The 14,128-nt window shown below is 42.1% G+C and carries 11 protein-coding genes and 2 pseudogenes; 7 read left to right on the top strand and 6 right to left on the bottom strand.

Features of this window, described 5'->3' with window-relative positions; genetic code table 11:
* A pseudogene (locus BWI96_RS13200) lies at positions 1-1,703 on the bottom strand (hypothetical protein); the annotation flags it as partial.
* A gap of 387 nt (positions 1,704-2,090) precedes the next feature.
* On the opposite strand from BWI96_RS13200, the gene BWI96_RS23320 reads away from it, so the two are divergent.
* The 3 genes and pseudogenes from BWI96_RS23320 to BWI96_RS13220 all read left to right on the top strand — a co-directional run bounded on the left by BWI96_RS23320 (position 2,091) and on the right by BWI96_RS13220 (position 4,345).
* On the top strand, positions 2,091-2,354 hold the full coding sequence (locus tag BWI96_RS23320; protein WP_106637100.1) for an IS1-like element transposase: 264 nt from the start codon (positions 2,091-2,093) through the stop codon (positions 2,352-2,354).
* Positions 2,355-2,379: 25 nt separating this feature from the next.
* Positions 2,380-2,808 (top strand): annotated as a pseudogene (locus BWI96_RS13210) (IS1 family transposase); the annotation flags it as partial.
* Positions 2,809-3,607: 799 nt separating this feature from the next.
* Positions 3,608-4,345 carry a DUF1080 domain-containing protein gene (locus tag BWI96_RS13220; RefSeq protein ID WP_232793720.1) on the top strand — a complete coding sequence of 246 codons (738 nt, stop codon included), beginning with the start codon at positions 3,608-3,610 and terminating at the stop codon, positions 4,343-4,345.
* Between the two features lie 71 nt (positions 4,346-4,416).
* On the opposite strand, the gene BWI96_RS13225 is transcribed toward BWI96_RS13220, so the two are convergent.
* Together BWI96_RS13225 and BWI96_RS13230 are read right to left on the bottom strand one after the other, a co-directional pair.
* Positions 4,417-5,526, bottom strand: a complete 1,110-nt coding sequence (locus BWI96_RS13225) for an ATP-binding protein (RefSeq protein ID WP_198555253.1) — start codon at positions 5,524-5,526, stop codon at positions 4,417-4,419.
* Between the two features lie 224 nt (positions 5,527-5,750).
* Positions 5,751-7,262, bottom strand: a complete 1,512-nt coding sequence (locus BWI96_RS13230) for a M20/M25/M40 family metallo-hydrolase (protein WP_106637105.1) — start codon at positions 7,260-7,262, stop codon at positions 5,751-5,753.
* A gap of 271 nt (positions 7,263-7,533) precedes the next feature.
* Between BWI96_RS13230 and BWI96_RS13235 the strand changes: the two genes are divergently transcribed.
* A complete protein-coding gene (locus BWI96_RS13235; protein WP_106637245.1) occupies positions 7,534-8,070 on the top strand; it encodes a DUF2911 domain-containing protein in 537 nt (178 codons plus the stop codon).
* Between the two features lie 421 nt (positions 8,071-8,491).
* On the opposite strand, the gene BWI96_RS13245 is transcribed toward BWI96_RS13235, so the two are convergent.
* Positions 8,492-9,115 (bottom strand): pyridoxamine 5'-phosphate oxidase family protein, encoded by a 624-nt coding sequence (locus tag BWI96_RS13245; protein ID WP_106637107.1) that lies wholly within the window; start codon positions 9,113-9,115, stop codon positions 8,492-8,494.
* 205 nt (positions 9,116-9,320) lie between these two features.
* Between BWI96_RS13245 and BWI96_RS13250 the strand changes: the two genes are divergently transcribed.
* From BWI96_RS13250 to BWI96_RS23330, 3 genes are all read left to right on the top strand, one after another.
* The gene (locus BWI96_RS13250; RefSeq protein ID WP_106637108.1) at positions 9,321-10,709 is read left to right on the top strand and encodes a serine hydrolase; all 1,389 of its coding nucleotides are present in this window, start codon (positions 9,321-9,323) and stop codon (positions 10,707-10,709) included.
* Between the two features lie 95 nt (positions 10,710-10,804).
* On the top strand, positions 10,805-11,401 hold the full coding sequence (locus BWI96_RS23325; protein ID WP_369804165.1) for a GntR family transcriptional regulator: 597 nt from the start codon (positions 10,805-10,807) through the stop codon (positions 11,399-11,401).
* Positions 11,402-11,415: 14 nt separating this feature from the next.
* Positions 11,416-11,958 carry a PLP-dependent aminotransferase family protein gene (locus BWI96_RS23330; RefSeq protein ID WP_369804166.1) on the top strand — a complete coding sequence of 181 codons (543 nt, stop codon included), beginning with the start codon at positions 11,416-11,418 and terminating at the stop codon, positions 11,956-11,958.
* 383 nt (positions 11,959-12,341) lie between these two features.
* Here the strand turns inward: BWI96_RS23330 and BWI96_RS22920 are convergent, their stop codons facing one another.
* Entirely contained in the window at positions 12,342-12,875 is a 534-nt protein-coding gene (locus BWI96_RS22920; protein WP_198555254.1) for a M28 family peptidase, read from the bottom strand.
* The gene (locus BWI96_RS22925; protein ID WP_198555255.1) at positions 12,872-13,960 is read right to left on the bottom strand and encodes a M28 family metallopeptidase; all 1,089 of its coding nucleotides are present in this window, start codon (positions 13,958-13,960) and stop codon (positions 12,872-12,874) included. The genes BWI96_RS22920 and BWI96_RS22925 overlap by 4 nt, the downstream gene beginning before the upstream one ends.
* Positions 13,961-14,128 lie beyond the last annotated feature (168 nt).

Below are 14,128 nucleotides of genomic sequence, written 5' to 3' on the forward strand. Positions count from 1 at the left end.
TGATTGTTCGTGTAGTTACACGTTCCTCCACAACTCACCGTCAAGGTCACCTGCTTCTGCTGGGAAGTACATCCACTCTTACTCGCCGTTACCGTGTAGATGTAGCTACCCGCTGTGCCAGGGGCCGTCAGACTCACCGAACTGCCTGAACCCGTGAAGCCATTAGGTCCACTCCAGCTGTAGCTCACCCCCGAACAATCATTGCCCGAGCAATTAGTCGATAAACTCACCGGGCTGCTGCAGCTTTTGCTGCCGCCGCCTGTAGTGTTAAAGGTAAAATTACAAACAGTGTTTTCAAGATCATCAATCCAAACAATTGTAGGAGAAACGCCCCCGTGAGCATTTTTACTATTATTAAAAGCTGAGGTGTAAGGTTCTCGGTAATCTAGCCATCGATTAGTGGCTGCTACGCTCGTTTTAAAAGTTAAGACATCGGGGTTATTAGGGTTTTGAACGTTTTGGATGGATTTATTCCAGTATCCAGTGGCCTTAAGATCATTTACAACCTGATTTAAATATGTATCTAAACTAGGGCTCTCGTAAAAAGAATCAAAGAATGAGTATGAAATCTCAGTAGCTCCATTGTCTATTGCTTTTTTTACATAGTCGGTAAGTAACTCAGGTGAGTTTTCCAATACAGAGCTTTTAGTAGCTTCGATGATATTTATTCGACCTTGAGAGGCAATGGCTTTAGTTTCAAAACTCGGATCCCAAGATCCATCTGGATTATGTTTAACACCATCAATTAGAGAAGTATTTAAGGTAGCCATATTAGTAAAAGCTCCCCGTAAAAAGGTTACGTCATCCATGGATCCCCCATGCCAAAGGTATTTAACATTAGGTAAAATGCTTTTTATCTTATGAGCTGCATTTTCATTGATGTTCTTATAAATATCACTATGGAATTTTGCCGTTCTGATTTTGTTTTCATCCACGCTTACTTGGCTTCTTTTCGCCATGGCTCCTGGAACATTTCCATATTTGGATATATGCCAAGTATTCCATGCATTTACTGTCATAGGATTCGCGGCATCCTCAGCCTCCATTTTAAGTGAAGTTTCGTACGTGGCATTAGTACCAATGGTGATGTAATCAATAACATTTTGGTAAGGTGCAATCGCTTCGACAAACTTGCCAATCCACTTATAGACATTAGCCCATTTAGGGCTACCAAGTGCTAAGCTATGGTAAAAAGGCTCCCCAAATTTAATGCCATTGGAATCGTACTCAATGTCTTCCTCTTGAAAACTCCAAGACGTAGTTGTGGTGTTTTCAGGATAAACAATTCCATTGGCATCCTTGGCATTACGTCTAAAAGGTAATAAGAAGAAAGCTACTTTAAGATTTTTAGTTTGAGCTCTCTGTAAAAGCCAAATGTATTCTCGGAATTCGAAAGAATTTTCTCCGTATTGAGAACGATCCCAAAATACAGGGACACTAATAGCATGGCCTCCTTTAGACGACCACCCATCAATAATTGCTCTAAGTCTAGGCCAATCCTGAACAGTTAGAGAAGGGCCAGGTGGAGGCGAAGAAGGAGCATTTGTCCAATAGTTATTGTGATAGCTACCATCGCTCCATAAAATGGTATTTTGCCCCCAATTTGAATCATGAAAAATAACACCCAAGTTATGCTTTACTGTACTCTGTCCGTAGAGATATTGAGTAAAAAATAAGAAAATAATAAATAAAAAATGCCTCATAATTTAAAGGTTTGATTGAGGCATAAAGATATATAACGTTTTATTATAATTCATATATATTAATGATATATTTTGTAAATATGAATTTTTATGAGATATGAAGTGATATATTTTTAATATAGGTAATTGATAATAATATTTTAAGATATTTATTGTAATTAACTTATTATTTAGGTTTATATATATTAATCATTTGATTGTTAGTGCTTTAATTTTGTAATACTAAAGATTTATTATGAATGATTAAGATTTGTATCTTTTATACCTTGGTAATATTTAGTGTAGGTTAATGAAGTATATGCTTACAATGGTTCATAATTATAATTTTGTGTATTTATATAGTAATTTTTGGTTATGTTGTAAAGGTGTAAATTATTAAATTTGCACATGGTATATGAAGCAGTCAAATGTAAACATTGTGGTTCGCCAGCATCAGTAAAGCGTCATGGTATAACACCATTAGGGAAACCTAGACTTCGATGTTATAGTTGCGGTAAAACATTTGTTCACCAATATGTCAATCGAGGATATGAACCTGCTATTAGGAAACAAATCATTGAAATGGCTCTCAATGGCAACGGAATCAGAGAGACGGCTCGTGTGTTAAAAATTAGTACTTCCACAGTTATTAAGTATTTGAAAAAAACGTAATGACTTAGTTTCCGTAAATCCAGAATATAAAGACACCTATCGTAAATCCCTCATTCTTAAGGTTGATGAGATGTGGAGTTATGTTGAAAAAAAGAAAAATCCACGTTGGCTTTGGTGGGTGGAAGATGCTATTACAGGTAAAATTGTTGCGTTCGTATTCGGGCGTCGTACAAATGCTACCTTTAGACGATTATTAGCTCTACTAGAGCAAGCCAAAATAAGAACCCATCAATGGGTTACCGATGCTTGGTGGGCTTACCTAGATTGTTTGGATCAATCTAAACGGATTCAAGATAAATCTCTTATGCAATCCCTTGAACGAAAGCATCTCACTTTAAGATCTCGAATAAAAAGACTAGCCCGTAAAACCATTGATTTCTCTAAATCTCAGATTATGCATGATACAGTTATTGGGTTATTTATTAATCGATTCTTCTTTGATTTACACCTTTAGCACATAACCTAATTATTTATTTATAAAGAACAAAATGCATATTAGTATATGAATTAAGTGATTTAATTAATACCAGGTACATGTTTCCTAAAAATACGATGCTTTATGTAATAATAGTGTATTAAAAGTAAGCGAAATAGAAAATTGGGTAACGTAACCATAACAAATGCTACTAGGTAAGTTAAATTTTGGGATATTTTTTGGTATTTTAGGAAATCACCGGAGATTTGAGGCTAGTAAAGTGACAATATAATAGCAGGAGCTCTTCGCTAGATCGGACTTATGATTCGGATTAACAAAAAAATTGAATTTAAATCGAAATTGTCTATGTCAAGCGGATTCAGTGTTTTAGGTCAGTCATGACCGTGAATTTTAGATTGGTCTGTAGAGTCGCTGCCGATCTGAATTAAGTTACTATAAAAAGAAGAGTGCGTTTGGATTAAATACACTCTTTTCATAGTTAAAAATTTGATATACTGTTGCAGGTCTATTTTTTCACGAATAAAACTCAAATTAATCTGGTGGCTGCAGCTTCAATTAAGAAAAGGTTTCTAGTTCTATTCGAAGATTTTGCGGTTAAGCTGATCAGCAAATGCAAAGTCAGGGGGTCGCAGTTTTGCTTTGATAAAACGAAAGGAGCTATCTGGATTGAAGGGAATGTTGTAAATTGCTCCAATAATCCTGGAAAAGTGAACTAGCGGCAACGGAGATGAATAGTTGGTTTGATGGTATTTGAAAAAATGAATTTATTAATTGAATTGATATAATGATTAATCAGTGGAAGTGCAGTTTTAGAACCTTGGTCTGTTTATTAGCCCTATCTGTAGGAGTGCTTTCTGCCTGTGAGTCAACTTCTAAAGAAGATTCTGTTCATAAGACGGCCCACAATACCTTAAGTGAGGCGGAAATAAAAGACGGCTGGAAGCTTCTTTTCGATGGAAAAACCACCAAAGGTTGGCACGTCTATAATCACGGCGATACGACCTCGAAATGGTCGGTAGAAAACGGGGAGCTCTGGTGTAATCCGAAGTCCCAGGCGGGTGATTTCGGTGATTTGGTAAGTGACAGCACTTATCAGAATTTTGAGATGACCTACGACTGGAAAATTGCCAAAGGGGGTAATGGCGGCGTATTTATCAACGTGCAGGAAAGTCCGAAGAATCCTACGGCTTACATGACGGGGCTGGAAATGCAACTCCTCGATAATGAGAATGGAGAGGAGCGGCACAAGATCAACCCCACACACTGGGCGGGTTGTTTGTATGACATTAGCGGAAAAGCCGAAAACTCAAAACCTAAGCCCTTTGGCGAATGGAATCACTCCAGAATTGTACACCGCGATGGAAGAGTAATCTTCTTTCTGAATGGTCTGAAAACCGCTGATGCTACAATCACCGCTCCCGATTGGAAGACCAAAGTGCAGAAAAGTAATCTTAGGAACTTCCCCGATTTTGCGAAAGCCATTAGCGGGAAAATCGCTCTACAGGACCATACGGATGCCGTCTGGTTTCGAAATATGAAGATTCGGGAGTTGTAACCTCCAGATTATGGTTAGTTATTAGGATAGGAAATGATTATTTATGCCTAACGATGGTTTATACACAATCGTTAGGAAATAATGGAATTGATTTGATGCATCGGATAAATTGTACAGTCGCTTCTTTGCTGGAATTCATTACCATTGTAAACTAAATTCAAGTCAGCGTCAGGAACTAGTTTGTGGAAGTAGTTTAGTCCCTTAAAAAATTCACTATTAATCGTTTTCCCTGCCTTAATTTCTATTGCTTTCAGTTGTAAACCTTGCTGAATCAGTAAGTCTACTTCATTTTGATTACTGTCTCTCCAGTAATAAAGTTGCGGACGCTTCCCTTGGTTAAGTAGTTCCTTCATGATCTCAAGAATAACAAAGTTTTCGTAGATGGCTCCGCGGGCAAAATGTAGTTGTAAGTCAGTTTCGGATCGTATACCTAATAGATGACTAATTAAACCCGTATCATAGAAGTAAAGCTTGGGTGATTTGGTAATACGCTTATTGAAATTTTTGAAATAAGGTTGTAAGCGAAAAACAATGTAGGAAGCTTCCAGGACGGACATCCAGGATTCAACGGTCTGGCCAGAAACACCAAGTTCATTACCTAGGCTAGAAGCATTGAAAACCTGACCTGCTCGGCCAGCGAGTAGATACAGAAAGTTTTGAAACAAAGTTAAGTTCTGAATCTGAAGTAACTGACGTACGTCCCGTTCTACATAGGTCTGAATATAAGTTGGGAAAAAATCTTCTGGAGCAATTCCTGTATTAATCAGACGTGGATAGCCGCCCGAGTATATAAAATTTTCAACAGAGGGCTTCTTCGGTAATTCAAAATAGGAAAGGGGCAATAAGGTTAATAAGGCTACTCTACCTGCTAAGGATTGGGTGATTTTTTCCATAAGCAGAAAATTTTGAGAGCCAGTAAGAATGTATTGACCGGGTTGATTTCTTTCATCGGTATGTACTTGTAAATACGAAAATAACTCCGGTACATTCTGTACTTCATCTAGTATAACCCGATTGGAATAACTATCAAGAAAACTTCTGGGGTCTGAAGAGGCAAATCTGCGGATATCGGGTAATTCTAGGTTTACATAGCTATATTGAGAAGCAAACAGCTTGGAAAACGTAGTTTTTCCAGACTGACGGGGGCCCGAAATGGATACTATAGGGTACTGTTGTAACAAGGATTGGGCCTTTAGAGATAGCGTTCTTTCAATCATTTATGTAAATTTACAATCGAATTGTAAATTTACATAAATATTTCAATCGTTTATAACCTATTGTCGTACCAGAGAAATGACTAATCGTTAACAGCCATTAGCATATAGCAGAATTCTTATTTGTAATCATTAGGCATATGCTTTAGTAAGTAAGAGAGGCATCGAAATTTTCCGATGCCTCTCTTTTGTTACTTCGAATACAACTGGTTACTAGCCGCTTCGTATTTATCCCCTTTTATCCACTGGGGCCGCTGAGGCATGTTAGCGATCAGTCGAGCGGCGTAGGCGTAGGTTTGACAGAATTTAAGTAAATAGGTGTAACTAATCGTCTCAGGGTTATCGGCTACCTGATGGTAGAACTTGAAGAGAGACGCGTCAAATTTAGTAAAACCGGGTGTAAATGTAGGAGCAGGAATACCTTTGGCAGCAAAGCTCACGTTGTCCGAGCGGTCAAAAAGTCCCTGCTCAGGAGCGGGATCTGCATTGACCTTCAGGCCGAAGGCTTTAGCAGCAGTTTCAATTTGCGTCTGCGTTCCGGTACGTTCCAGACCAATCACCGTTACCAGCGTTGTATCATTATAACCCGCTCCGTCATTATTCAGGTTGTATACACAATCTTTCAATGGAATTAATGGATGCTCGGCATAATACTTACTGCCTAGCAGGCCCAGTTCTTCCCCCGTGAAATTCAAAAACAGAATCGAGCGTTTGGGCTTTACTTTCGAAAGCGTTTGAGCCGCTTCCAACACTGCCGCTGTTCCCATGGCATTATCGCGGGTTCCGTTAAAGATGCTGTCGGCTTCCGTGTATGGACCGCCGCCCTGCTTACCCGTACCCACGTGATCAAAGTGAGCGGAAAGGATGACGTATTCGCTTTTCAGTGTTGGATCAGAGCCTTCTAACACGGCGGCTACGTTATAGGCCCGGAGGGGTTTAACGGTCATGGATGCCGTTTTTCCGGTGATTTGTTTAACCTGATCGCGGTTAAAACCTTTGGCCGAAGGGCCACCCAGCCAGATGTGGGGTAGTTTGTTTTGCTCAGCGTTGCTGGATTTCACCCGAACGCTTTCTTTACCAAAGTAATTAGCCACCGTTACCCAGGGAAGTTGCGGAGGCAATACTTCGATTAGGGCCAAGGCTCCGTGCTCAACGGCAAGTTTTGTTTTTCTTTCAATGGACTCAAAGCCTTCCATAGGCGATTTAGCATCGGCTGAACCAAATTGGGCAACGACGATTTTGCCTTTTACATCCAGTCCCTGGTAATCATTTTCATTACCATAGGCTGCAAAAACGACGGGCGTATTGGTAAATGTAGTCGGCTCGCCAGAAAGGACAATAAAATTTTGTTTCACCTTCAGCGTATCGGTTCCAAAGAAAAGGAACCCATCCTTGCCCGGCTTGACACTTTCCAGTGATACGGGTTGCAGATAATCCGTCTGGCCCGAAACGGGTTTAAGTCCCAGCAGACGATACTGCTCGGCGATATAACGGGCCGCCACATTGTTGGTGATTTCACCAGTGCGACGTCCTAGCATTTCATCGGCTGCTAAAAAGCGAACGTGAGCGGCGGGTTGCTCGAGCTTCATCTGAAACTCGGGCAGAGAAGCGGGAACCACCGTCTTTTTTGGTTTTTGAGCCTGAGCCAGTGTCGTGCCCAGAACGCAGCCCATCAAAAGAGCCGATTGAAAAAATGATTTCATGAATGTGGAAAACAAGGTACGTGTAACGTTTGAAAAGCTTAAACAGGGTTAATCACTTCTCAAACTGAAACGAAATAAATGATACGATGAACGCAAGATACAGTTTTGTTGCCTTTTTAAAATAGATTTAGCCGTTAACGGCTCATACCTGAAGTGAACGGATTAAAGGCCGTAGTAAAATGGGATAATTCTGCGTCAAATTTTTAATGGCTTCTTTAAGAACAATTAAGCAGAAAGACCGTTTTTTGTATGTCTTAACTTTATGCATCACATGAAAAAAGCATTGCTTACCTTCTTTGTAACCTTCCTGGCTTTCACGACTGCTGTTTTTGCTCAGAATACGAAAGCTCCTGAAGACAAATCTAAACGCCCTAGTCCTCCAGCCGTGGCTATGGGAAAAGTAAATGGTAAAACTATTACGATTAACTACTCTCAGCCTTCAGTAAAAGGCCGTAACGTATGGGATGCGAACGATAAAATTGCTCCTTACGGAAAAGTATGGCGTACGGGTGCCAACGAAGCAACCACCTTTGAAACGTCAGGCGATCTGAAAGTAGAAGGTAAAGACCTGCCCGCTGGTAAATACGCTTTATTTACCATTCCTGGTGAAAAAGAATGGACGATTATTTTCAACAAGACGGCTGAACAGTGGGGAGCTTATAAGTATCAGGAAGCGGATGACGTGCTTCGTGTGAAAGTGCCCGCTAAATCAGGTAAAATGACCGAAAAATTCATGATCAACGTTGCGAACTCAGGAACCATTTCTATGGCTTGGGACAAAACGCGGGTGGATTTCAAAGTGAAATAACACTTTAGATTTATTACGTGAAGAGCCGTTTCTCTAATGCAGAGAAACGGCTCTTTTGGTTTTTAAGGCTTTGAAAATAGTGGTAGCCGTCATTCAGAGGAGATAGAAGAAGCTTTATATTTATAAGGGATTAGATGTCAATCATTGGAGGTTAGAAGAATGATGCCAGCTTTTGGCTGGCATCGGCTAGGCTGAAGTATATGCGTTTGTCACCTTTGCTGTCATTTGGAGCAAAGCGAAGGACCTTACTTAAGATTGGGTACCACTTCTTGGGTGGGAGTTCATTAGCTTTTCGTAAACTTCGGCCCATTTTTACGGGAGGTCTCTCTTCGTTCAAGATGACAAGCTGAATAATGAAACGTTTATTATTCAGCTTGTAGTTAGTCGGATGACAAACCAACACCGAGCATTGACTCACTTCTTATCGCAAATGTTCAGGTAGCGGAATATGCTGCGAAAGATCATCGGCAATGGGAGTCAGGCGTTTGTGTTGCAGGGGGATAATCCCCGACCAGATGTCAAGCGGTAGATCTTCTTCTTCATTATTGGGCATGCCCGTCCGGGATTTGGCCGAAGCCTGATCGAGAGAAAAGGCTAAAACGGTAGTTTTACGCACTTCGCTTTCAGTCATGGGCCGCAGGTAATTCCAACTGCCTGGAACGATCTTCTCTGTTAACCATTGCAAAGAATCCCACTTGAGTTGAGGCGATTCAATTTTTTCCGCCTCGGCAAAAACAATGACGGATTTATAGTTTACCGAATGGCTAAAAGCTGATCGGGCTACTACCAACGCATCTACCAGCATAATGGTAATGCAAACGGGAATTCCCGTTTCAAGACTTCGAATAAAATGACTACCTACCGAGCCGTGGATGTATAGTTTGTCTTCGTAACGCACGAAAGACGTAGGAATGGAAAAAGGCAGACCGTCCTGCACGTAACTAATGGTGCAGAATAAAGCTTCGTCCAAAATAGGGTAGATTACCTCTTTTTCTAAACTGGCTTTTTTAGGGGCTCGGCTGGGAAGTAAAGGCTGTGGTTTCATTGCTTTTTTTCACAAAACTCTAGTTTTATTGGATGGGTATAATCGTCCATTTTTTATATTTTGAGTAGTCCAATTCTCTTTTACTATCTTATTATAACCCTTCAGAATTAGCTTCCAGATGATTTTAAATGCTGCTCATGCAGCGACTCTAGATAAATAGACGTCATTACTTATAATTTATAGACAGCCACCTTATCGTTCTGGTATGAAACAGCTCAACCTTACCTTTTTACTGCTAGTTACCTTTTGCTATTCCACCACCGCTCAAACTAAAGTTGAACTTCTCGACAGCCTCTTCACTAATTTATATAATTATGGGAAGTTCAATGGAAATGTACTCGTGGCAGAAGAGGGAAAACCCATCTTTGAAAAAAGTTACGGCAAGGCCGAAGAACAATCAGGGCGATTATTAACCACTGAATCGGTTTTTGAGCTGGCGTCGGTTTCCAAGCAGTTTACAGCCATGGGAATTGTCCTTTTGCAAAAGCAGGGAAAACTCAAGTACGACGATTTACTTTCCAAGTATATTCCAGAACTTCATTTTTATGGCCCCGTTACGATCCGCCACTTGCTACATCATACGGCAGGATTACCCGATTACATGGATGTCATGGATGAGCATTGGGACAAAACGAAAATCGCTACCAACGATGATGTCATTAAGACTTTTGCCCGGCTTCAGCCTAAAGTAGTATTTGCCCCTAATGAAAAGTACGAATACAGCAATACGGGTTATATGCTACTGGGCAGTATCATTGAACGAGTCTCTAAAAAAACGTATGGCGTATATCTGGATAAGTTCATTTTCAAACCCTTGCAAATGAACCATACGCTGGTATATCGAAGTCGTTTTCAACCTCACAAAATAGAAAACTATGCCTTAGGCTATGAGCAGGATAGTACGGGTAAAAAAGTATTACCCGATAGCTACGGCAAAGCGTATTACTCCTATTTTCTCGACGGAATCGTAGGGGATGGAATGGTCAATTCGAGCCTGGAAGATTTGCTCCGATGGGATCAGGCCCTTTACACCGACAAGCTGGTTAACCAGACGGACAAAGAGCAAATTTTCAATGGAACTACTACCCTGGATGGCAAGAAAACGACCTATGGCTTTGGATGGATGATCAAAAATTCTGACAAGTACGGTAAGATCGTAAATCATTCGGGTAGCTGGGCGGGTTACGTCACCTTCATTGAAAGGCATTTGGATCATCAAAAAACCTTCATCGCCTTACAGAACAACTACATGCGGAGGACCAAGATCCCATCGGCTGAAGTAAGAAAAATTCTTTACGGGGAAAAGGTTGAAATTGAAAGCTATAAACCCATTCAGGTGACGAGCCAGAGCCTGGAAAAGTATGAAGGCGTATATACGTCTGCTGACCTACCTTTTAAAATTAAAATATACATCAAAGACGGCTTTTTATACGGTCACGCTCAGGCCAAAAAGCAAAGGCCATTCAAACTAGATGCCTTTGAAAATCAGGTGTTCCTTTGCGAAGACGCCAATATAAAAATGATATTTAATCCAGAAAGCCATACCATGGACTATACACAGGGGGCTAAAAAACTGCTCTTTACGAAAGATTAATGCCCGAGTGGTAAGGTTAGTCGAAAGTCATTTGCTTTTTTTACTGTTCTTATCACCTACGGTGCGGTAATCAAAGCAGTACATTTTTTCTTACGATGTGGACGTTCACCCTTACCCTGGATCGGACCAGTTCTCAGCCCTTATATCTTCAGCTTTCTACTCAGCTGATGGATCACATTCGAAGCGGTCAATTGCTTTGGGGTCAACAGTTACCGAGCAGTAGAAAGCTTGCGGAACGACTACAGGTTCATCGGAAAACTATTGTGCAGGCGTATGATGAATTACTGGCTCAGGGCTGGCTGGAAAGTCGGCAGGGGAGTGGCACTTTCGTCACCACGCATTTTCCAGAAAGTAAACCCTCGCTTCAAACAAGTTTTGATCCTTTAAAAACGGCAGGCTTTTCCTTTGAGTCCAAGCCTTTTTTAGAGCGTCCCCCTTTGCTGGCCCAGGGACCTTACCATTTGGATGATGGATTTCCCGACGTTCGGTTAGCCCCTTTGCTGGATCTTTCCCGGGCGTATCGCAATCAACTGCTTCGCTCAAATGCGTATAGCCGTTTGGGTTATAATGACCCTATGGGCTCGGGCTGGCTTCGCGAGCAGTTATCCCTGTATCTGAATGAAACCAGAGGGCTGCATACCACAGCTGCTAATGTGCTCATTGTTCGGGGAACGATGATGGGTTTTTCTTAACCAGTACCGCTTTTGTGAAACCCGGCGATTACGTAGCCCTGGACTCGATGAGCTGGTCGGGTTCGACGCTTAATCTGGAGCAGGCCGGAGCCCGGCTGCTAAGTGTGCCCGTAGATGAGCATGGCCTTCAGGTTGAGGTTTTAGCTGAGCTTTGCCAGCAGTACCCGATTCGCATGCTTTACCTCACCTCGCACCATCATTATCCGACGACCGTAGCTTTAAAAGCCGAGCGTCGGATGAAGCTGATGAGTCTGTCGCGGCAGTATGGTTTTCTCATCTTCGAAGATGATTATGACTTTGATTTTCATTACGAGCAAAAGCCCCTTTTTCCCCTGGCCAGCGTGGATACGAGCGGAATGGTTATGTACTGCGGCTCGTTTACGAAGACCATTGCTCCAGCCTTCCGCGTAGGATATTTAGTGGGGCCTGAAGATGCCATTCGCCATTTATCCCGGCTGAGAAGAATCATTGACCGACAGGGTGATATGATGCTGGAAAACGCACTGGCTCAATTACTCGAAGAAGGCCTGATTCAGCGGCATTTACGAAAAGCTTGAGAATCTACAAAAAGCGGCGGGATTATTTTACTCAGGCTTTATCCCACGAATTAGCCGATAGCATTCACTTTCAAACACCCGAGGCGGCCTTGCTTTCTGGACTCAGTTCAAAGAAGGGACTAATCTGGTAGAAGTGGCCAGCAAGGCTTTAAAAAAGGGACTCTATTTCTCGAATGGCATTCAGCATGGGCCTTTAACTTTTCCCTCTACCCGGTTAGGCTTTGCTTCTTCCAATGAAGAGGAATTGAGCCACTGCGTTAAAATTCTTAAGTCCTGTCTATAAAAAAAGGGTTTCAGACTATCAGATCTGAAACCCTTTTTGGGTTATGAGCCATTGAGTATCAATTTGTAAACGGATAACCGCAGCCGCTAAAAACGATCCACTACTTATTTACGGGTAATATTTTTAAACTCTGAATCCTTTTTCCAGCCGGGGTAAACGGGTTCGGTTGTGAGCTTATAGCCGATGTTAAACAGAAGTCGCATGTCTTCAATGATACCTGATAAATCCCAGTTAGGATCGTACTCGTCGGAGGGTTTGTGGTAATGATTGGTATTATAATCTTCCTTTTTCTTCCGGCCCCAGGCTCCCCATGTTCGATGGAAACCACGCCGTTTTCTAAATACATGGAAGGCACGCCGACTTTGGCAAAATTGAAGTGATCTGATCGGAAGTACCAGCCGCCAGCGGGGTTGAATTCGGGGCGGGTAAAGCGACCCTGCCGGCGGGCGGCTCCTTCCACTATATCATCTAAATCCGACTGCCCTTTCCCTACAATAATCACATCCTTCATCCGACCAAAGGGCTGCAAAATATCCAGATTGATGTTAGCAATGGTTTTGGAAAGCGGATACACGGGATGCGTAGCGTAATACTCCGAGCCCAAAAGACCCTGCTCTTCGCCCGTCACGCTCATGAACAAAAGCGAGCGGGATGGTTTTTTTTAAGTTGGGTAAAGGCTTTGGCCAGTTCCATAATGGCGGCAACGCCCGTACCATTATCCGCCGCTCCGTTGTAAATCGAATCGCCGTTGATGGGCTCTCCTTTGCCAAAGTGATCCCAGTGAGCAGTATAAATGACCACTTCTTCCGCCCGATCTGTTCCGGGAAGGTAGGCTAGTACGTTTTTTGAAACGGAAGTTTTGACCTGATTATCCAAAGCAATCGAAGCCTTCACGCCCAGAGGAACGGGCTTAAAACCGCGTTTAGCCGCCTGCTGATACAAATCCGTGCTTTTTCCGGCCATTGCTAGTAACTTTTCCGTCGTTTCCTTCGAAAGCCAGCCTTCTACTTTGGCTCGGCTATGGTTATTATCTGGACTTTGCAGGTAGAGCTTGGATTTCGACCAGCCGCTTCTCACAACGTCCCAGGGGTAACTGGCCGCTTTGGTATCGTGAATAAGCAAAACACCGGCGGCTCCCTGCCGGGCCGCTTCTTCAAATTTATAGGTCCAGCGACCATAATAAGTCATGGTCTTACCTTTAAAAAGTGTCGAATCAGCCAGACCCGGATCGTTCACTAATACCAGAACCGTTTTGCCCTTGACATTAAGGCCCTGGTAATCGTTCCAGCCAAATTCGGGAGCGACAATGCCGTACCCTACGAAAACCATCTCCGAATTCTCCAGACTGACTTTGGCATCCGTCCAGCGGCTGGCTGCCACAAAATCAGTCAGGTAATTAAGTTTAAGCTCTTTATTGTTAGTCGCCAGTTTTAAAGGAACCGAAGGCTTGGATAAAATATCAACTAAAGGCACGTCCTGAAAGTAGCTCTGATTATTACCAGGCTTAAGACCCATTTTCTTGAATTCAGTCTCCAGATACTTAACCGTTACTTCTTCTCCGTGGCTAAAGGGCTTACGTCCTTCAAAGGCATCAGAAGACAGGTGTTTGACATATTCGGTAAAGGGCCGAGCCGTAATGAGACTGTCAATAGAAGTGGGTTTCTGGGCCCATACACTTAGCGTACTTAGTAAAAAAAGGAGAGTAACTCGCGTGAACATGGTATAATTCGGATGGACTAATAACCGAAGATAGGATTTCTCTGTACTCAAATGGAAACAGAAAGGAATTTTAAATGCGGTTATCTAACTAAAAAGGAACCAACTCATCCGCAGGAATAATTCAAAGGCTCTTTTGTTGTAATTATAAATTATTGAAAATCAATCATT

Origin of the sequence: Siphonobacter sp. SORGH_AS_0500, assembly GCF_002838835.1 — a bacterium.
GTDB lineage: Bacteria > Bacteroidota > Bacteroidia > Cytophagales > Spirosomataceae > Siphonobacter.